This window comes from Acidobacterium sp. FHG110202_01 (genome assembly GCF_059115305.1).
The window spans coordinates 551,374-570,772 of the sequence record NZ_JBZYWJ010000003.1 but is presented as its reverse complement, the minus strand read 5'-3'; the positions used below and the strand labels follow the sequence as shown (position 1 = coordinate 570,772).

18 protein-coding genes are annotated in these 19,399 nt (G+C 52.2%); all 18 read right to left on the bottom strand.

Features of this window, described 5'->3' with window-relative positions:
* Window positions 1-24: 24 nt before the first annotated feature.
* On the bottom strand, window positions 25-1,173 hold the full coding sequence (gene purK / locus AC5S16_RS08810) for a 5-(carboxyamino)imidazole ribonucleotide synthase (RefSeq protein ID WP_493929676.1): 1,149 nt from the start codon (window positions 1,171-1,173) through the stop codon (window positions 25-27).
* Complete coding sequence (gene purE / locus AC5S16_RS08805; RefSeq protein ID WP_493929675.1) at window positions 1,170-1,661, bottom strand: 5-(carboxyamino)imidazole ribonucleotide mutase; 492 nt, start codon at window positions 1,659-1,661, stop codon at window positions 1,170-1,172. The genes purK and purE overlap by 4 nt, the downstream gene beginning before the upstream one ends.
* A gap of 42 nt (window positions 1,662-1,703) precedes the next feature.
* Window positions 1,704-1,985: a hypothetical protein gene (locus AC5S16_RS08800; protein ID WP_493929674.1), complete on the bottom strand. Its 282-nt coding sequence runs from the start codon at window positions 1,983-1,985 to the stop codon at window positions 1,704-1,706.
* Window positions 1,985-2,293 (bottom strand): hypothetical protein, encoded by a 309-nt coding sequence (locus AC5S16_RS08795; protein WP_493929673.1) that lies wholly within the window; start codon window positions 2,291-2,293, stop codon window positions 1,985-1,987. Before AC5S16_RS08795 ends, AC5S16_RS08800 begins: the two co-directional genes overlap by 1 nt.
* Before the next feature lie 76 nt (window positions 2,294-2,369).
* The gene (locus AC5S16_RS08790) at window positions 2,370-4,682 is read right to left on the bottom strand and encodes a hypothetical protein (RefSeq protein WP_493929672.1); all 2,313 of its coding nucleotides are present in this window, start codon (window positions 4,680-4,682) and stop codon (window positions 2,370-2,372) included.
* A 16-nt stretch (window positions 4,683-4,698) separates the two neighbouring features.
* Window positions 4,699-5,679: a hypothetical protein gene (locus tag AC5S16_RS08785; RefSeq protein WP_493929671.1), complete on the bottom strand. Its 981-nt coding sequence runs from the start codon at window positions 5,677-5,679 to the stop codon at window positions 4,699-4,701.
* The gene (locus AC5S16_RS08780; RefSeq protein ID WP_493929670.1) at window positions 5,676-6,164 is read right to left on the bottom strand and encodes a hypothetical protein; all 489 of its coding nucleotides are present in this window, start codon (window positions 6,162-6,164) and stop codon (window positions 5,676-5,678) included. The genes AC5S16_RS08785 and AC5S16_RS08780 overlap by 4 nt, the downstream gene beginning before the upstream one ends.
* A gap of 18 nt (window positions 6,165-6,182) precedes the next feature.
* Window positions 6,183-6,629: a hypothetical protein gene (locus AC5S16_RS08775; RefSeq protein WP_493929669.1), complete on the bottom strand. Its 447-nt coding sequence runs from the start codon at window positions 6,627-6,629 to the stop codon at window positions 6,183-6,185.
* 3 nt (window positions 6,630-6,632) lie between these two features.
* Window positions 6,633-7,088, bottom strand: a complete 456-nt coding sequence (locus tag AC5S16_RS08770) for a hypothetical protein (RefSeq protein WP_493929668.1) — start codon at window positions 7,086-7,088, stop codon at window positions 6,633-6,635.
* Between the two features lie 257 nt (window positions 7,089-7,345).
* The gene (locus AC5S16_RS08765; protein ID WP_493929667.1) at window positions 7,346-8,314 is read right to left on the bottom strand and encodes a hypothetical protein; all 969 of its coding nucleotides are present in this window, start codon (window positions 8,312-8,314) and stop codon (window positions 7,346-7,348) included.
* Window positions 8,315-8,423: 109 nt separating this feature from the next.
* Window positions 8,424-8,849 carry a hypothetical protein gene (locus AC5S16_RS08760; RefSeq protein ID WP_493929666.1) on the bottom strand — a complete coding sequence of 142 codons (426 nt, stop codon included), beginning with the start codon at window positions 8,847-8,849 and terminating at the stop codon, window positions 8,424-8,426.
* Window positions 8,849-9,466 (bottom strand): hypothetical protein, encoded by a 618-nt coding sequence (locus AC5S16_RS08755; RefSeq protein ID WP_493929665.1) that lies wholly within the window; start codon window positions 9,464-9,466, stop codon window positions 8,849-8,851. Before AC5S16_RS08755 ends, AC5S16_RS08760 begins: the two co-directional genes overlap by 1 nt.
* A gap of 92 nt (window positions 9,467-9,558) precedes the next feature.
* The gene (locus tag AC5S16_RS08750; protein WP_493929664.1) at window positions 9,559-10,818 is read right to left on the bottom strand and encodes a phage portal protein; all 1,260 of its coding nucleotides are present in this window, start codon (window positions 10,816-10,818) and stop codon (window positions 9,559-9,561) included.
* Window positions 10,819-11,024: 206 nt separating this feature from the next.
* Window positions 11,025-11,846: a DUF3037 domain-containing protein gene (locus AC5S16_RS08745; protein ID WP_493929663.1), complete on the bottom strand. Its 822-nt coding sequence runs from the start codon at window positions 11,844-11,846 to the stop codon at window positions 11,025-11,027.
* A 32-nt stretch (window positions 11,847-11,878) separates the two neighbouring features.
* Window positions 11,879-12,718, bottom strand: a complete 840-nt coding sequence (locus AC5S16_RS08740) for a HipA family kinase (protein WP_493929703.1) — start codon at window positions 12,716-12,718, stop codon at window positions 11,879-11,881.
* A 118-nt stretch (window positions 12,719-12,836) separates the two neighbouring features.
* Window positions 12,837-14,342, bottom strand: coding sequence for a terminase large subunit (locus tag AC5S16_RS08735; protein ID WP_493929662.1), 1,506 nt, complete (start codon window positions 14,340-14,342; stop codon window positions 12,837-12,839).
* Window positions 14,343-14,398: 56 nt separating this feature from the next.
* On the bottom strand, window positions 14,399-18,634 hold the full coding sequence (locus AC5S16_RS08730) for a glycosyl hydrolase family 28-related protein (RefSeq protein ID WP_493929661.1): 4,236 nt from the start codon (window positions 18,632-18,634) through the stop codon (window positions 14,399-14,401).
* A gap of 224 nt (window positions 18,635-18,858) precedes the next feature.
* Entirely contained in the window at window positions 18,859-19,338 is a 480-nt protein-coding gene (locus tag AC5S16_RS08725) for a hypothetical protein (RefSeq protein ID WP_493929660.1), read from the bottom strand.
* Window positions 19,339-19,399 lie beyond the last annotated feature (61 nt).

Here is a 19,399-nt window from a genome sequence, read left to right as displayed (position 1 = left end):
AGAAATGGCCATTCTTTTCTGCGTTCAAAGCAACTTCTTTGCTTCGATCACACGCGATACAGCCTCATCCGGAGTTGTGCCAATCGCCGAAAGGTGCCCCATTTTGCGACCGGCGCGGGGCAAGTGCTTCTCATATAGATGAAGCCGGACACCCGGCACGGCCAGAGCGCGGTCAAATCGAGGCTCGCGGTCGAGCCACAGGTCGCCCAGCAGATTGGCGATGGCTGCCGGCGTAATCACCGAAACATCTCCGAGAGGCAGGTTGCAGACCGCACGGACGATCTGCTCAAACTGGCTGGTTACGCAGGCGCGTTCGCTGGCGTGATAGCTATTGTGCGGGCGGGGCGCCAATTCGTTCACCAGCAGTTGGCCATTCCGCGTCACAAACAACTCGACTGCAAGAATGCCCTCAAGCTGCATTTCTTTTGCGATGCGCCGCGCAATTTCCTGCGCACCATCTTCGAGAGCAGGCGGGATGGATGACGGGATGACGCTCCAGACGAGAATCTGATGCTCATGATGATTGGTCGCAGCAGGGAAGCTTCTGATCTCTCCACTGGGAGTGCGCGCGACCATTACCGAAATTTCTTTCTCAAGGTCCAGTGCCTTTTCCGCAACAGACGGCAGTCCTCCCAGCAGTTGCCATGCATTATGAATCTCTGCTTCGGCAGATACAGACGTCTCACCAAAGCCGATCTTTACCTGGCTGCGGCCGTCGTATCCGCCGCGCGCGCTCTTGAGAAAACAGCGTCCGCCTAACACAGGCACTGCGTTCTGCAAATCGGCTTCGGTCTGGATTGCGCGGAATTCGCCTACGGGAAAACCGTGCTCAACCAGCCAGTTCTTTTGCAGAATGCGGTCCTGGATAATGTGCATCATGGCAATACCAGGACGCACTGGCGCGTATTTCTGAGCGGCTTCAAGGCTTGCGATCGATACCTGCTCTATTTCAAGCGTGACTACATCGCAGCCACGCGCGAGATCGGCTGCAGCGCGCGCGTCGTTCCACGAACCTTCAAAGCAGGCATCTACAACGAAACGCGCCGGGCATGAGGGATCAGGGTCCATGACCTGAACGCGATAGCCGAGCGAGCGCGCAGCCATTGCGGTCATACGACCGAGCTGTCCACCACCAAGAATGCCAATGGTCGCGCCAGGAAGAATCACGCTCACTGAGGCAGCTCCTCAGCCAGCACCTCTTCCTTGCGCGATTCACGCCATACACTCAGGCGTTGGCGCAGAACAGGGTCGTTGATTGCGAGAATCTGAGCTGCAAACAGAGCGGCGTTAGCAGCTCCGGGTTTGCCAATGGCCAGCGTACCGACAGGAATGCCTTTCGGCATCTGCACAATGGAAAGAAGGGAATCGATGCCGTTCAGCATCGTCGCAGGCACTGGTACGCCCAGCACAGGAACGAGCGTCTTTGCGGCAAGCATCCCGGGCAGGTGCGCTGCGCCTCCTGCACCGGCAATGATCATGCGAAGGCCACGTGATTCCGCCTCTGCGGCATACTTGAAGAGCCAATCAGGAGTGCGATGGGCGGAAACGATTCGCACTTCATAGGGAATTGAGAATTCTTTCAGCAGGTCGACGGCAGCTTTCAAGACTTCATAGTCGCTCTTGCTGCCCATGACCACGCCGACAAGCGGGGCGTGCTCCATAGTGTGATTATAGTGTGCGCACGCCCTTTGTCGGTCCTGGGCTTAAAGCTTGATGCCGATGGAAGCAGCAAACTTCACAACTGCAGGCCAGACTGCTTTCAGATCCTGGACAGTCACAGCGTCCAGAGAGAAATTCAACGGGTTGCTGACGACTCCTTCGACATCGCCAATGGCCTTTGCGACTGTTCCGAGGAGTACACCCAGCCCGGCGATCACATCGGGATCCAGTTTGCTAATCACAGCCTGCGCTCCGCTGATAAATTTCAGGACATCTTCTGCTGCAACTTCGATTCCGTGCTCAATACTGAGAAGTATGTTTGCCACTAATTGCTCTCCTTGTTTTGGGTTTCAGTATTCTGTTGTTCTGGCGTGATATCAGGCGCCGCTGAGCGGGAAGCTGCGTTTCCAATGACCCTGTCCAGATTTGCCGCCAGAAGGTGGGTGAAACGATAGAGCCAGCCATAAAAGCGGCTGTCATTTGTATGTGGAGCGTCCATCGCGCTTACGGCTGCAGAGAAGAGCCAGAGCGCGCCTGCTCCAATCCAAAAATGTGCGCTTCCGGTTTCCCAGAAACCGGCATGAAATAAGTCCATGAATGAGTTCTCTTTCAGTGCTAAAAAAATCAGAAACACAGATACGCAGCGAGCCTTGTGCTCTCTGCGCTGAGTGGTGAAAAAGCTTTGTCGGGGATGTGCGAATTGCTCAGTGTTACAAGGGCACATTCACAAAGATGGCGCTCGAGAAACGCGAATAATTTGGCGGCGTTGAGGCATCGTACATCCTCACGTAGTACTGTTCGATTACAGCTTCGCGCGGAATAGTGAAGTTGCTCACGGGGCTGCGCAGGACAAGATCAGAATCCGTACCGGGTCCGAAAGACCAATCTCGACGCCGGACTTCAAATCCGCCGCCTGAAGGTGGTGTGGTGCCCGCATTTACCTGAATCGCACTCGTGCTTACAGACGCGCTCAGGCTCAGCAGATTGCCTAATGGCTCGACGGTCTGCGGTTGTTGCGGCAGCCAAGTATCAGCAGGAACTGTTGAAGAGGTCTTGATCGCCAGGGCATCGGCCCAGTCGTTCGCAAAGTGGATGGTGTACTTATTCAGCTGGGGAGATGAGGGTGTCACGTCAATCTGTACACTGCGAACGACCAGGTTCGCGTTGACTCCTGCTGTCGTAGAGGTGACTATCAGCAGGTCGCCCGGCCAGATATCGCCTTGAGTCTCAAAATTCCAACCTGTATAAGTTCCTTTCCATGCCGCCGCGCGGCTTGAGGCCAAGTCCAGGATTGCCGTAGCAGCATTTTCGCAATCAATCGAGCTCATGCCTTTCGGACTGGTGACTGTACCCAACCACCTTGACGTGGATGGGATCTGCGCTGATCCCTGAATAGATGAGCTCACGTTATTTGCCAGACGCGCCACCGCACGCCGCTGTGTACGGTAGGAGACAAAAATCAGTTCGCCTGATTGCGGCACGCTTGTTGTATAGAAGCTTAGCTTGCCAGTGCGTTCGATCTTGCAATCAGCACCCTGCGCCGTGGTACCAATGCGGCGCGTCATCATGTTTCCGCCTGGCGGAATGCTGGTAACCCACTCCGGTCCTTCCTGCGTCACATTTATGCTGCGGATGCTGCAGTTAAGGTTTGCACTGTTGATCAAACCAAATGTGCAGATGGCTGGCGCCGATGGTATTGTGCCGTCATATAGAACTACGGGGGGCTGGCTTACGCCATTCGTCGTGTCCTGCACTTCCAGAACACAATTTACGTCACAGGGAATCCCTGTTCCGCCCCAGATCTTTGGGCCGCTGTTGTCTACCGAATAATACGACTGCAGAACCCGCTGCATCTCTTTTGCGTAGATCCGCGTCCTCAGCGTGTAGACATGGCCTGAAACCGGCGAAAAGGTAGTGCCCGAGGCAACTCCTGTGATGAGGGGCGCAATGATGGTGTTGCCATTCTGCTGCGTTACTTGAAACCCTGCAATGCAGTTGGAGATCTTGATGTCTCCCGAATACAGCCCGCTAAGAACACCGGTGCTACTAGCATTGATCAACGTGCCTGTCGCTTCGATGACCAGTGAGCCGCCGAGCTCGATGCTGGTGACCGCCTGCATCGTTGTCTGCCCGTCCAGTCCGTTACCGCCCGTACACGTAAGCCCGTTGGCCGTGAGGGAAATACGCCCTCCGAGATTGAGCACGTCCCACATCTGGGGATTGACTGATGGCTCCTGAAAAAGATCCACGAGAGGATGTGTCTTTGAAGACGGCGGGAAAAAAGGATCTTCCGTCAAATCAAAAAGAGTCGTGACACCATCTCCTTGAAACACTTCCGTTACATATGCACTCGGCTCTTCTTCTCCGCAGACTGTGACATCGTTGGCCAGCGCCTTGACCATCGATGCTTGCAGGTGACCAACTTGCAGCGTTCCATCCGCTTCATTCAATACATGAGTCACATTGCCTATAGGAGCGAGGGACACTGTACCGGAGACAATACGATATGCATTGCGCGAATGCGATGCGAGAAGGCCAATGTTCTTCGACCAGGTTTCGGATGGTTCAGCTACGAACCTCCCAACAACACCTGTAGCTGCTGCTGTATTGAAGGAAAGATACGTTGAATCTACAGTGCTCGATAGCGCTTCTACTGTCTGCCAGGCCTGTTCGCCAAAACTTGCTGTCATCTGCGACACGCCCTGCATATCCATCAGCACATCATCGCTCACGGCTGAAATCAGTGCCTGATAGACGAGCCCGGTAAGACCCTCTCCAGCCAGTTCCAATGCCGGCTCGGTTGCAACATATCCGGTGAAGAGCACGTTCGCATCGTCATCGGCGAGAGTGACGCGTCCGAAACGAAGGGGTGTTTCGAGGCTGGTAGCGGCCAGTATAAGCGTGAACGTACAGATGCTTGGTTGATTCAATTCGCGCTGGATGCGCAGGGCCGGTTTCGGCGCCAGAGCATTTGTATAGTCGAGCGGCCCCGATCCATCGAGGTTGTCAATCGTCAGTTTCACTTGATCTCCTCTGCGCTTACACCAGCGTCATTGCTGCCGGAATGAAGTTCCGGAAGCAGACGACCTGCTCGCCGTCATTCGCGTCCGTTACGGGCAGAGCGCGGAAAGCCGCATTCAATACGATTCGCTCAAGCGGGGCAACTAGGCCATCCGAGCTTTCCTGCGATCCCTGCATGGCTTGCAATCGCGGATAGTGGAAAACGATCCGCTCACCCTGCTCGCCAGGCATCACAAATAGAGCAGACCATTCCTGAAAGAAGCTTCCCCCCTCCCGGTCAACAAACCCGAGGAGGGGTTGGACTTTCATGCCCGTTGTTGGAGCACCGGCAAGCAGGGGCTGAGCAAGCTGGAGACCATTGGAGGTCACCTGTGCGACGCGCGCGACATTGAACGTGACACGCCGGATATAATCCGGGTCATTGTTTACCGTAGTTGCATTGCGGACATAAGCGGCCGATACGCCGCTTCCTACAAATCCAGTCTGGCCGGAGTAATCGGTGTCTACTGCAATCATCGAGCCTGCGCTGAATCCGGTTATGTCACTCGCGCTAAGCGCCACCAATGTCGCTGTAGATCCTGGTTGCACGCTCACGGCGGGAATGCCTTTTGATCCCGATCCGTTGGCCGCACTTCCACTCGCAGGCTGCAGCAGATTCATGTGTTGCGATCCGGAAGCAAGGGCCATCGTAAGCTTGCTCCAGGTCTTGAATCGAAATGAGACTGTCGCCCCAATTGCTTCTCGTACTTGATATTGCGCAACTGCGGGTACTCCACTATTCAGCGTCCCAACGGTGCTCGATGACTTACGGACAAAGCTCTCAATCCATCCAAGGTCGATCCAGGGAAAGGGCGGTGTGTCGAGCGGGAATTGAGCATTCTGCGCAGGATCAAAGATCGAGGGCGTCTGGCTTGCCCGGTTTACTGGCGCAAAGTAGGCTCGCACCCGCCTGGTTATCGTTGGAAGAGTCGCAAAATTCGCAGCTGACGCAGTACTCATAGTTCGCCCTGCTCCTCGAATGCGTACACTGTCATTCTCGCGGTACGTAGCAATCTCTCGCGCGATACCGTTAGCGGAGTGAATTCTGGCGCAGACCAGAACACTATCGTTTGCATTGCTGTAACCGGGCTCTGTGCATAGTTCATCTTCTTCGCAGAAGATGGTCGAAGGATGCTCAGCAACTCAGCATCCATCTCTGCCATCGCGCGGCCGCGGTCGAGGCCGGCATTTGTCTGAGTGCCGCCTGTTGTATAGTGAACCTCGCAAGTCATTTGAGCGAGCGTGCTGGGTAGCTGAATATCTGTCGCAAGCGCGGTCCATCGCAGAACAAAAGCGTCGGGCGGCATCTGCGCAACAACAGCCTCAGCATCTTCTACCAGAATTCCGGGTCTCTGTATTCCGCGCAGCATCATTATCCGTTTCGGATTCAAAACAGCTAGCCTGTTGCGCAGAGTGATGTAAAAGGTATCTTTCGCGTTTTCCATATTCGCCTGCGAAATTTTCTAAACTGACTGTTGAAGGGCATGCGACTCACGCAACAGGAGCCGGTACAAATACACCTTGCCGAGTGCTTCTGAGACCGATCGCGATTCAATCACAAACTGTGCGCCGTTTACTTCGACTCCCGCTGCGCTATCAAACAAAGCATCGGCTGATGTAAGCTGAAGCGCACTCACTTGTTGCTGGACGGCGGAAGCAGAGATCAACAATTCGTACTGCGGGAGTTGACCCTCCTGCATGGACACCTGCACTTTTCTGAAAACTGCAGGGGACAAGGGCAACTGCTGAAAGTTGGGTGCATTTACTCCCACCTGACCGGCATCACTGGTGTCTCCTGTTGCAGGCGGAACAAAGATCGACACAATCGCTCCTCCAGCAGACCGCAATAGAGCATCTGCCAGCAGCAGAGGGTTCTGATTAGGATTTCTTACGCTAAGATCGGCGCTCATATCTCATCCAAGACGGTTGGCGACCCAGGGTTTCAACAAGCTCTGCACGCTGCTGTCAATCAAGGAGTTGGAAAAATACTCCATCTGCATCGTGTCGATTCTGCTGTATTTCACGTTCAATCCAGGAGTTGCCTGCGCATTCTTCACAGTGAGTGCGCAAGCTGCCTTCACTGCATCTGGAATCGTGGTCAACCCAGCCGTATATACAACCTGAACCTCATTGAACGGAAGCCCGAATACGTTCATCGGAAAGATCAACTCGCCCGTGTCAGGAACAAAGTCAACCGTAGGCGGATCGATCTGTGTCCAAGCACCAGGCAATGCGAAGGCCCATGCAATTTCCTCCTGCACTGGGTAAATCATCTGTCCACGCCGAGGACGTGCGTAGCGTGCCTGAATGCTGACAAAGGGAGAGGTGGCAGGCGCAATCGGAATCAGCGGAAGGTATGTCAGCCTCACCGTCTGTGCTCCTGCAGTCAGTCTCAACCTTTCTGTGTATTGCGCAGGATTCAGGCTGATCCTTCGGCAATGGCTGTCAATCAACGCAGATGCGACTGTAATCCAATCATCTGTCGTATCCGGCGCAAGCCCGAAATTTACATAATCTGTCGGTAGCAAATACCCCATTTGTTTTCTCGCTTTCCTTCGGATTGCTGGCATCCCAAAAAGAAGAGCTGGCCCCAGTTTCGAGGCCAGCTTCAAAGTACAGCCGCAGCCTAGCGGTCTACCAGCACCTGATAGTGCGCATAGCTCGCGCCCTTCACAACAACGCCGCCGAATTTGACAGCAACATATTGCGAAGCGAGAGAACCGGGCACACCAAGTTGGAAAATGCGCGGAGTTGGATCGCTCAGCCAGTGGTACTCGATCATGTCCTCCGTCACGATGTACGCCGGAAGCACGGCCGATCCAGAGCCAGGAGTTCCCGTATAGCTTAACGCCCATTCGGGAATCAGCGGCAAGTCACCAGCCTGAGTGGAGAGCGTCTTTACCGTAAATCCAGCGCCTACTTCACGAGTATTCAGCACGACGTTGAACTCGGTCTTCATTTCGCGATCGATGAGATCAAGAAGCACCGGATTCGCGTAGATGGCTGTCGGGCGTACTGCGAAGTTGCTGTTAGCTACCATCTGCGCGACAGTCGATTTGAGGCCATCCACAATGCTTGCTGTGGCGCCAATTGTCACAGTGTTTCCACCAGCGACAATCTGTGAAGTCGCACCATAGTATTGCGCTGTTGTTGGAGTGCTTAGCGATGTGTCGTTGCCGTTCCACAGAGCGACGTCGTGCGTATGGAGCACACCCTCGACCGTGTCGACCAGATCCTTGGCCTGCAGATATGCAAACTGTTTCTGCTGTGTGCCAAGCTCGATATCGAACAGGTTGTAATTTAGCTGCGCAACAATCGCTTTGAGCGGAACGCTGCGTTCCACGCGCGTTGGGCTCACAACAGGGGCCACAATATTGCGTGGATCGACAAAGCCAGCCGTCCCAGGATTAGGAATTGCAGTCTCCTCAAAGAAGCGCGAAGGGTGGCCAGTCGCAGGTACCTGCTTGATACGCTGCCCGAAGATGCCGCGACGCCGGACGATATCTGTGATTTCTGTCTGATAAAACGGAACTTCAACTGCGCCAGGCCCGATGTAATCCGCAGCCGCATGAATGTCATAAAAATTAGCGTTCATTCGTTTCTTTCCGCCTGCTCAACAGGCTGTTAGAGGTGATTTAGTAAATCAGCTAAGAGAGAAAGATTTCTTTCTGGTTGATCCACTTTGCTGGAATCAAGCGCCGGTGCTATCGGGTCAGCATCCCCGCGCGCAGCAACTGTGCTTTCACGGCAATCCGTTGCTCTAAGCTCAGCCCTGTGAGAGCTGCATCCAACGTTTCCGCCTGAATGGAATCCACCGTTGAGATTCCCTGTTTTGCTAACAGCTGTGTCGTTGACGCAGGAAGTGTCTGCCGCACAGAAGCAGCACGGCTGCTCTGCGCCCGCAATTCAGCAATTTGCTGTTCGGCTGCTTCCAGCTTCTGCAGGAGCTCACGCTCACTCTGCACTACTTCAGCATGACCTTCCACCGCAGCTGTCATCTTTTCCACTGCTCCGGATGAAGCTGCTTCGCGCTGCTCAAGCCAGGTCATCGTTCGCTCAAGCAGACTAGCCGCCATATTGAGACGCTCGATGCTTTCCCCCAATGAAGTAACAATGCTTTCTGTTTCCATTACGCTCCCTTTCTTGTTTGTGTGTGCACGTTGTGCCGCTTTTCAAAGCGCGGTACTGTTGCAGCCGCCATTCTTGCCGGAGCTGCGTGACGTACCAGTCGACTGTTTGCCCGATGCTTCTCCAGCAAGCGGAATGATGTATTCGGATAGGCCGCTTTTTCTCTCAGCAGAATCGCGGCACCGGTAAATGTGGCCCGGGTCAGAATCCATACTTCCGCGCGCATGTCTGCCACATGCGCATCAGCTAGCTCGTAGGACATTCCCATAGCAGCTGCGTCTCTGCTTGCAATCTGCTGTACAACATCTGAAAAATCACGACCAAACAGATAACCGCGGACATGCAGTTGCTTGCCAATCACCTTGGCCTCGGTGATAATTCCGCATTTCATCCGTGCGTCATGTCCATCCCATTTGGGCGCGAAATCTACCGCCATTCCCAACAGCGAAGGCAGAGCTGCTTCTGCTGCCTCTCGTGTGAGCATCACTCTATGCCCCCGTGCCCCTGAGGGAGGGCGCGTGCTCACTTCGTCCACAACCGTCAGCACGCCTTCAAACAGAATCCGATTCGGATGGTCGGCTACTTCCGGTATGGCAATTGCCATGGCTTCCAGTTTCATTTCCTCTCCATCGCTCTTGTTTGCACATTTATGTATTGGCCTGAAGGCGTTTCGCCGCACCTCCTTCTTCGCCGTACATCCTCGCGTTGTAGTTAATCGCTATGCGAATCCTGAGATTCTTTTTTCATCTCTTCGGGAACAGGAAGCGGCGTCAACCCGCGCATAGCCCGCACTTCATTCACTGTCAGGACACCTGCGGCAAGAAGCTGCGTCTGGATTTGCATCTCAGCAACTTCATCCGGAGCATCGAGTTCATTGAAGACAAATTCGAACTCCCGCCAGCCCAGCTTTTTCGCAAACAGATCACGGGTCAGATGCTCAGCAACGAGTTTGGCCAATGGAACAACTGCCGTACGGAATGCCTCGTCTGCCTGTTCTGACGCTGTGTTTCGGTTCACTTCGCGCTCCAATCCAAGCAACATCGGAGGTAACGAAAACGCATTGGCAACCATTCGAATCAGGAACTCCTGCCAATTCAGGCGCAGGTCTGCGTCGGTGCCACTCGCAAATCGCAAGACTTCTGGTTTTTGTTCTGTGCTGAGCAGCGGTACGCGGCCCGTTCCTTCAATCTCGTCCTGCCACCAGCGAATGAGCCGCTCGTGCTCTGCAGGTGTAGTTTCATTCAGCCACAGCGCATACTGCACCACAGAATTGCTCGCAAGATTCCCGGCAAAGCGATGCGCCGCCAGGAATGTATTCACTGTTTCGAAGGCAACCTCAAGTGGACCCAGCCCAAACGGAGTATGTGAGCGCGGATTCAGACGTAGATAGATCAACTGGTCATCGCGAAGCGAGATTGGTTTGCCATTGCCCGGCAAACCCGCTATCTGTGCGTAGCGGATTGATTCCGGCTTCCCGTCCCACTTCGGATCAATCTGGATCGTTGCCCCATCTACTACCCATAGATCGAATGGCTTCTCCGGATTGTCAGTAAGTTCCATCTCAATCGCGCCGAAGCCACCTACAAGCGCATCTTCAAGCGCCTGTTCGATCAGTGTTCGGAATGAATCACTTGTATTCGGCTCCTCCAGTGATCTCCGCAAAATGAGCATGCGCTTATTGGCGTCAGCCACATCTTCAACAAGAAATCCTCGTTTCAGCCGCACCTGCCAATCGAGACTCGCGATACGGTCCTTCAGGATGTTGATGGCTCGACGCACCAATGGAGTCTCTGCAAAACGTCTTAGATTTACCGGCGTCGGCTTCGGCAAGGAATTCAGCGGCGCTCGATATGGTGTAAGGATCGATGGCAATGCCATTGTTTTGCGTTTGGCAGTCGTCGCTGCTGCTTCTACGGCGATGTCTTCATCCTTTCGCCGCCATAATTTCTGAATCGAATCAGTAATCTTCAACGTCCTTGCTCCAATTCTGATTGCAAAAAGAAAAGGCACGGCTCGAGGCCATGCCCTTTGTTGCTAACTAGCAATAGATCGATGTCCCTCCCGGGGCCACTTAGGTACCATGGGGAGTAGTTATAACTTCACTCTTATTCCAATGGTCCGTTTAGTTTGCTCTCATTCGAGGGACAATATTCAAAACATACTGCGGTTACTGGATGTCATACACGTAATTCCCGCTGGGCAGTCTCCGCGATGCGAGGAAGATCATTTGTAGTCAGTACACGAATCTGTTGCATTTCCATCGTCTCTATCGAAAACCTGTACTGCTCTACCCGGTCCAAGTCTTCTCGATCCGCAGTCACTTCCGTGATAGGTTCCACGATAGCTGTAAGCTCCAGCTCTGTATTTTCGATCTGCGCTATGCCCTCACGAATTGCCGGCACTGAAAAAGCCAACACCTTCGGCCATTCTGTATCCCCATCCAACGAAACTGCATGGAACATGCGAATAAGTCCGTTCGGCCTATACCCGCAATCAATCCGCAAGGGATCGCCAGCCCTGGTATATGCAGAGACGGCAATCCGCTTGCGCATTAAGTCCCATACCCCCGCACGCTCAAACTGGGCACGCATCCTTGTATGAATCGCCTGCCTTCCGATGCGGCGAGCTGACATCTGCCGTCTGCGCGGATCAACATAGATTCGCATCAGTTCTTCCAGGCCAGAGATCATAGACTCTGCGAGATATGCTGTTGGTTCAGTAATCTGGATTGCATTCGACAGCGAATCTTCAAGCAGCGCAATCAGTGGTCTGCCCGGAATAACATCTTCCGTAAAGTTTCCCCGCAGTTCGCTTTCTAAACTTTCCAGCATCCCAACATCGGCATCTGGATCAACACAGCGAACACGAGCCCAGTCTTTGGTAAAACGCAGCAATGCATGATCAGGACGTCCTGCTTCTCGCAGCAGAACGCCGATATTCACGAATTCATTCCTTACTGGATCCGGAATATATCGGACCAGCAAGAAATCGCACCGCATTCTTTCACTCAACCTATATACCTCTGAAGGGCTTACACTATTCGCCCACGGATATCATCGGCCCACGAAGGTTCCGGGAATTGCTTTTGCATTGCAACTGTTCTCTCTTTCATCCAATTTGGAAACGGCTCCCTTGATGATTCCCGAAATTGCGTAATCAGGTTGCGAACCTGGTTCCTTCGTTCCAGCAGCCGCTCTATCAACATCTCGATTTCCGCCACATCGCCGCCATACCACTCCGGTGGCACCACCTCGGCCAATGACCACACTTTCTGTGGGTCCAGCTCTTCCACTCTGCTCAACCAGGGTTCAAAACTGTCCCAGTTTGTGACACTTCGATAGACGAGGTTCCGCGCATATACGCCGCGCAGTGGAGCATCCACAAATTTCCACTCACCGGCATTGAAGCAATATCCCTGATCAATAAATACGGCGGCATACTTCTTCTCGCGCGGACGCTTGTAAAACACTGCCTGCCTGCCATTCGAATTGCAGGTCCATTTATCGATCACCAACATCCCGGCAAATTCATGCAGATTTCTAACTTCACTCAAACGCTCCTCGGGCAAATAATCTACCACCTGTCCAGGCATCAACCCACCTACAAGCTTTGACCCAAACTGCAGGCCTGCACGGCATGGTTCGCGATATTGCCCGAGGTCAATATCGAGTTCCTTCGAATGCTCAATAATCCAGTCTGTCACTTCCACAACATCACATTGTGGAACACTCAACCCAATCATCTCCGCCAGTTTCGTGGCGAGCAACTCATTCGCGAGAACACGCACATGTTGAGGGTTGTTCTGAAACTTCACAACATATGGTTGCCCGTCAGACATCAGCATGAGGTGGCCTTGCGCTCCACCTCTCATTCGCCGAATCGCCTGGATTGCAAGGACTGCCAAATAGCCTCCGTTTCATCGGATTTTACTTCACCTCACAATTTGTCATGCTGCTCAACAAGAGCCAGAGGCAAAATGGAAGCCTTGCTTACGGTTTGATCTCGGCCCGTGCAGCAAGTCCAACCGCCATGGCCATCACGCAGTCATCATGCGCACCGGCGCTTGCTCCCATCTTGCCATTGCGGTGCCGCACAAAGCTCCGGCACTCCTGCAATAATCTTCTGCTTGAAATTATCCCAGGAGTTTCTACCAGAACTGCGGCCAACAAGCCCAGCATATATGGGCGCTCAACCGAGGAAGTCAGCCATCCATCCTGTCCATCATGCTGGTAAATACGCTCATATTTGCTCACGCTATGGAGATATGCCAGCACTCCCGCTCCATGATTATTTCGTTCAATCACCACTAACCCGTTGTTATACTCCCGGGCTAATTTCGCTGCGTGTTCCGCCAGCTCAAGTGGGGTAAGTTTCGCCTGCAATTCCGCGCATTGGAGTCCTGTGTTTATCTCAATTACCTGCGCAACTGAGTAGTCACCCTCACTACCGCCGCCGGCCGTATCTACGGCCACAAGATATCGCCGTTCGCGTACGGGAGGAAACCAGATCTGAAGCTGTTCACCGAATCGCGTCGCAATTGGCTCAGGCACCTCTTTCGCTCGCGTATCCACAGCCCGAATATCAAAATAGCAATCTCCGCTGCTTAGAAAGCACTCCATTGCATCTTCCGGGTATTCCTGCCTTGCCAACCCGCGAAAGCTCGCCATTGTCTTTCGCCGGAAGCCGATCTGTTCAAGATCGAGCCTGTGTTTTTGGACCAATTCCTGTTCTTCATTCGTCAGCGAATCTTCCTCTACGGCCAGCATTCGGTAAGCATCCTCCCACCACCACGGAAAGAAGTGCTGAACCAATCCCGACTCCTCAGCCCGATTCCACTCTTCCCAGAAGCACCCTTCTGCTCCATTTGGAGTCGACTCCAACACAATCTCGCCTTGCGGAGGCAAAGCTGCTCGCAACCCTTGAAGCGTTTCTGCAGCATTACCTGGCCAACGCGCCACTTCCGAGCAGTGCAGATTATGAACTGTTAGTCCTCTTCCGGCATTCACATCGCCAGCGCTCTCCACACGGTACTCACTGTCCAAAGAAGGAAACACTATTTGCCGGACGTTATCTCTTGACGTACACAAAGCCCCATCCTGCAACCATTGCGGCAAATTTTCCAGAAACCGGTGCACCATCCGGAAGATTCCTTCCGCCGCTTCCTGGGTATGAGCCACCTGCAACGTCAAGGTCCCGGGACGGGTAATGGTCTTTAAGAAAAATCTCCCCGCTACCCAGGTACTGATCCCCATTTGCCGCGATTTCAAAACAATGTTGCCCCATTTACGTCTCTCTTCAAACTCTCTTTGCGCCCTATTGGGACGAAGAGGCACTGTATGGCCTAGGCGGTTGCGAATCCGTAATAATTGTTCTGTTAGAAAAATTCCTGTAGCTACTTCCCGTGGTTTAGGCAAAGTTTTATCCAGCATCCTGCCTAACAGAGTTAATTCCTTATCGTCACCTACGCACTTCACACCTTCGAATCGAACCTGCATACTCCTGGCTTAATGTTAGAAAAAGTCAATACCTCAGAAATGCCACTAGGACGAAGCTAGTACGCATACCAGGTGTAGTCAGATCCGCATACGAGCGATCGTTTTCCCGGCGATGAAATTACAAGTGAAGATGCAGTTGTGCCAAGGTAGTTGATTGCTTCTGAGCTGGTGGTTGTCAGAGTGACCGTATTAGAACTCGTATCTGATTTAACGATCGTGAATTCCTCGCCCGTAGGCTGCATCTTGTCTGGCCACGGCGTATAGCAACTTGGAAGGGTGATCGTTTGTGCGCCACTTGCTGCATTCGCGATCACAGTCTTGTTAGCAGCTGTCAACGCGAGCGTGGATGCTGTGTTCATGACCGTCGATAGAGCAATTCCGCCCTGGGAGCGAATCGTCCCCTGGTATGTGACATTAAAAAATGGATTCTGGCCAGCCACATGCCCTTCAAACAGGTCTGTTTGATAACCGCTATACAATTGCGCCGAATAAGCTTCATAGTTTGAAGTCCCTGCCTTCGGTGCAGCCCAGACAGTGGCTACAGCATTATTTCCAGGCGCATTGTTCGATGCACCACCCGCGGTGAATCCTGTTGTTGTCTCCGGCTCCAATGCTTGCGCATAGTTTCCGCAGCCGGTCAGATGATGAACACTGGCAAATGTTGGCGGCACTCCGGAGGACGAGGCATAGGTAATCCAGTTCACGGATGGCGACATTCCCAGGCAGCCAATATCTGCTATCTCCATGCCGTTTGTAACTGATGATGATACATATGCCAGATTTGCTGAAGGAAAGCTTGCCAGCTCGGGCCACTGGACATGCCCTCCATGGATACTGATCCCATTCGTCCCTAAATAGAAGGCTGCCACAGCCGGACTGTCAGCATATGTATCAGTCCAAACACTGCCCGCCCCACCGGTGTCATAAATCACATAGTTCGTAGCGTAAGACGCGTTCGTCGCTGAAGAGCTTGTTGCAGTATTACTGCAAGGAGCAGTCGAGCAGGTATATGGATATCCGAATCCATGAATCAAATATCCAGTATTGCCCGTGCCCTCGTTGTACACGCCTGCGATCTGAGCATTCCTCACTATGACCATGTCTAGATGACTGTCGATCGCGGTCTGCTGTAAGTGAATTCCGTACGCAGGACGGCTCGCGGGAGTAAAGACAGATGCGTTATAGCTGACCGTCGTGTTTCTCAGCAGAAAACCGGCCTGATGTCCATTCGTTGTGGATTCTTCTCCCAGAAGGATTCCTTCAGATGTAGTGTCATTGACAGTTACATTATCTATAAGCAATCCACGGAACCACTGTAATTCAAGACCATGTGTTGCTTTGGTATTTGCCAGAATCGTGAAGTCTTTGAAAACGCACCCCTGCGCCTGGGCAGTATTATTCAGATAAATCACATCGCCGTTCACGTTAGAGGTCACATTCAGCGTAGTTGCGCTAACCGTGCTGTCTGCAGCTGTGCTTATCCCGCTTGACCCCACAAGATTCACACAGGCACCGTTACCAGGCTCTGTAAGAGTCGCAGTAACAGCAAATGTACCGGGACCAAGCCGTACTGTCTGATTGTGTCCCGTAGATGTTGCCATGTTTAGAGCTGCGGTCCAAGCCGCATTCAACGTCTGGTACGTGATGCCATCCACAGTAATCTCTCCATTCACAGACGCAGCGGATAAGGCACCGCCAATCATCGTGGCGCCGGAGATAGACACACTTGCTGTGGAATTGCTTTGTCCACTCACGCTGAAGGCATTCTTCCATTGTGAGCCATTCCAGACGTCATATTCGTATCCAGCCCGACTCGCGTTGCCCGGCGAACCTTTGAAGCAGATTCTATTTAGTGACTGCGTATTTCCAACAGCAGGCGTGTCAAACCAACAGTAACTGTTGGCGAATTTTGTCCCGACCATCCACTGGTTGTAGCCGCCGTTTTGGCCGAGTTGCTGCTCATATCTCGTAAACAAACCATTTGATGGAGACCAAAGTATGCCCATTCCCGGGACTGTAACGGTTGGTTGTGCAGTTCTCCCATTTGTATACGTGGGAACCGTAACATACGAACCTCCAGTAATGTTTGTCAGCAGAAGCTTGGATCCTGTTCCAAGTGTCTCCGCTGTTTCAGCTTGACCTGGAATCGTATCGATGCCTTCAAAAGTCAATCTTGCATAACGATGGAGCGCTATCTCTCCAGAGTGCGTATAAGAGCTCGAATACATGTCAAGGTTCTTAATTTGTAAGTCCGCAGAGCCATTTCCATCAAAAGCATCCGAGGGTCCCCCGGGCGGATCTACAATGAGCCCGTCGGGGACTGCTCCTGTCACAATCTCGGCACAGGTCAGCGCACCTGTCTGATCGCAATTATCTGTATATCCGGATCCTGGCCCTAGAATGGCGTTAATATGCGAGTCCTGCAGAACAAGGGCTCCGTGGGGAGAAGGCGGCATTTCCTCAATAATGGACCCAACAGGCCAGTCACCATTTATTTTTGAGCCGGAAACGTTTCGAGTCAGAATATGGATATTCCCATCGCTCGTAAAGCCTTGTACATAGACAAGTTCATATTGACCTCGTTGAATACTTGAGTTGTATTGAGACGGCTGCGTACTTCCCGGGAGAAAATCTTGAGGTAGAATGACATAACTAACGACTGAGCCCGTCCCCATATCATTGGCATTCTCGAAGTATTGAGGCATCCAGGATGTATCTTTAACTCCCACGGTCAAACCGGAGGTAGTTAGCTCTCCTGTCAGTTGTGTCTTTTCCATCACGCCGCCGTTTACGTATACGCCGGCATTCAACCTAGGTTCGTTATTATATGGAAAGCCCTCAAGATAGAAGTGCCTGATTGAGCCATAACCAGTGGCCCTGAAACCGCTCATATATTTCAACGGCTTTATGGAGCCGCCATAGAAACTGAAATCTACAGCCTTGACTATTGTGATTGCTCCATGTGTATCGGGGCTTACCGGTGTCGGTCCGCCGCTTGCTCCCTGGTTCGGATATGGGTACGAATGGTTGGGACAGTTAACTCCATAACAGTAATACTCTTCTCCATAGTGATCGGCAGTTGCTCCTGGAGCGATGATCTGGGTATTAAGAAAATAGCTTTCATTAATGTCCCCACTTAGAATGATTGGCCAGCGCACATACGAGATCGATATGTTATCTGAACGGAATCTTTCGCTATTGCCATTTAGCTGAAGACCGCGGCCACCGTGATTTGACATTGTTAAATTTGTTATATGGAACTGAACGGCTGCATCTACTTCCAGCAGCGTTCCGGTACTGAGGTATCCGCTGCCATACAGTTGTAGATCCGTAATCTGACCGTTGCAGATCTCACTTCCGAAGCAATTTCCTTGATATACAGTAAACAGGTTAGAAGAGCTGGAAGTAAGCTGGAGGACGCTGGCCTGGCTACTATCACCCTGAATACAGATATTGGAAGGAATACGCAGAGTGGTGCTCACTTTATAGAATCCAGCGGGCACGTAAACGCACGGTACTCCGCCATTGGCACCCCCTTGTGGATTTGCAATAGCATAAGCAATTGCCGCCTGAAGAGATGCTGTTGAGTCTTTTGTCCCGGTAGGATCAGCGCCGCCGGCGAAGTCTGTATGTCGTATGTCTACCCGCGGTAGTTTTGCAATCCCGTTTGGTACACTCAACGTTCCGGTCATATTTCCGCCAGCCAGCGGCACTGCAGTATTTACGGCCTGATCTACGTACTGCTTAGAAGCGGCTTGATTATTTGAAACCGGATTCCCAGCAAGCAGTAACGGTCCAGACATGGTCCCGCCTGTGAGAGACAAATAGTTTCCGCTAAGCGATGCAATGGACGCATCGACATATTGCTTAGTAGCATCCTGCACTGCAACTGTAGCAGGTACCAATTTCGCACGCACAGAGACGATTGATGCGCTGGCTGCAGCCGGAACTACCCAGTATTCTGTGTTCACAGTGCCATCATTCAAGTGATAAATGGCCGAATAGTAGCTCCCGGCAGGAGATGCACCCGCATTCGCAGCCAAATCTACTGAAACAAAGCCGTCTTGCGCTATTGTTATAGTCTTACTTCCTGCAGCCACAGCTTGATTCGTCGACGTTGAGAAGGCAGCCCAGCTTATGATAAGAGTCCCAGATGCAGCCGTGCCATCCGCACGATACACTGTGCCCTGTACTGTAGTTGTCGCTATCTGGGCGAGGCAGTTGTGAAGGGCCGCCAATAAAAGGAACAAGACAAAGCTCATCACCTTCCGAACTAACTTTTTTTTCTGCATGGACATTCTTTTCTTATCCCGCTGTGCCATAAAAGAATTATCGATAGGTGACGAGCCCATCTGAGATACGCCTCACTTTATCTGGTGACAAAAGAAAAGGAGGCGGACAATCCGCCTCCTGATTAATTCTTTACTCTTAATTTCAGGATAGCATTTTAGGTGGAAATACTATGCCAACTATTTTGAAGTTTTATCTATAGTGTTATGAGACAGTTAGCGAGATTTTAGAGTTTTTGCCCTCTTGACAGAATTTTTGGATCCATGGGGAGCAGACCTACATTGAGAAATATCCTAGATAGTTTGTCAATAGCTTCTGCATAGTTTCTGATAATCGACCGCAAGCTTTGCCCCATAAGTTGGGCAGTCTCTTCTTGAGTGTATTCTTGCAAGGTAATTCGGGATATCAGCTCTCTTCTATACGGATCGATTTTGTTGAGACACTTCTCCACATCAAACAAGAAAATTACCGCATCTTCAAAACAACGAATGCGGTAACTGGATGCCCTGCCACGAAAAACACTGTTACCCAGCAGTGAAGGAACGCGCCCGGTTTGTAGGGAAACAAGCATGTATCTGCGTAACAAGAGCTCAGTCTGTTTTCTATAACACGCAATGCCATCAATTGGACCGCACGCATGTGGGGCAGTCGCTTTTTCCTCCGCAGACATAGCGGAGATATAAGGAAGCGTCAATGCTGTGCTCATTTATGCTCCTCCCTGTGTCATTTGTCTTACAGCCCCATGTGGACGCTTCTTTGGACGACCA

Coding starts and splice junctions, on each gene's coding strand:
- purE (WP_493929675.1), bottom strand. CDS start 1,661: ATGGAGCACGCCCCGCTTGTCGGCGTGGTCATGGGCAGCAAGAGCGAC.
- AC5S16_RS08785 (WP_493929671.1), bottom strand. CDS start 5,679: ATGAGTACTGCGTCAGCTGCGAATTTTGCGACTCTTCCAACGATAACC.
- AC5S16_RS08780 (WP_493929670.1), bottom strand. CDS start 6,164: ATGGAAAACGCGAAAGATACCTTTTACATCACTCTGCGCAACAGGCTA.
- AC5S16_RS08775 (WP_493929669.1), bottom strand. CDS start 6,629: ATGAGCGCCGATCTTAGCGTAAGAAATCCTAATCAGAACCCTCTGCTG.
- AC5S16_RS08765 (WP_493929667.1), bottom strand. CDS start 8,314: ATGAACGCTAATTTTTATGACATTCATGCGGCTGCGGATTACATCGGG.
- AC5S16_RS08760 (WP_493929666.1), bottom strand. CDS start 8,849: ATGGAAACAGAAAGCATTGTTACTTCATTGGGGGAAAGCATCGAGCGT.
- AC5S16_RS08755 (WP_493929665.1), bottom strand. CDS start 9,466: ATGAAACTGGAAGCCATGGCAATTGCCATACCGGAAGTAGCCGACCAT.
- AC5S16_RS08745 (WP_493929663.1), bottom strand. CDS start 11,846: ATGCGGTGCGATTTCTTGCTGGTCCGATATATTCCGGATCCAGTAAGG.
- AC5S16_RS08740 (WP_493929703.1), bottom strand. CDS start 12,718: ATGAGAGGTGGAGCGCAAGGCCACCTCATGCTGATGTCTGACGGGCAA.
- AC5S16_RS08735 (WP_493929662.1), bottom strand. CDS start 14,342: ATGCAGGTTCGATTCGAAGGTGTGAAGTGCGTAGGTGACGATAAGGAA.
- AC5S16_RS08730 (WP_493929661.1), bottom strand. CDS start 18,634: ATGCAGAAAAAAAAGTTAGTTCGGAAGGTGATGAGCTTTGTCTTGTTC.
- AC5S16_RS08725 (WP_493929660.1), bottom strand. CDS start 19,338: ATGAGCACAGCATTGACGCTTCCTTATATCTCCGCTATGTCTGCGGAG.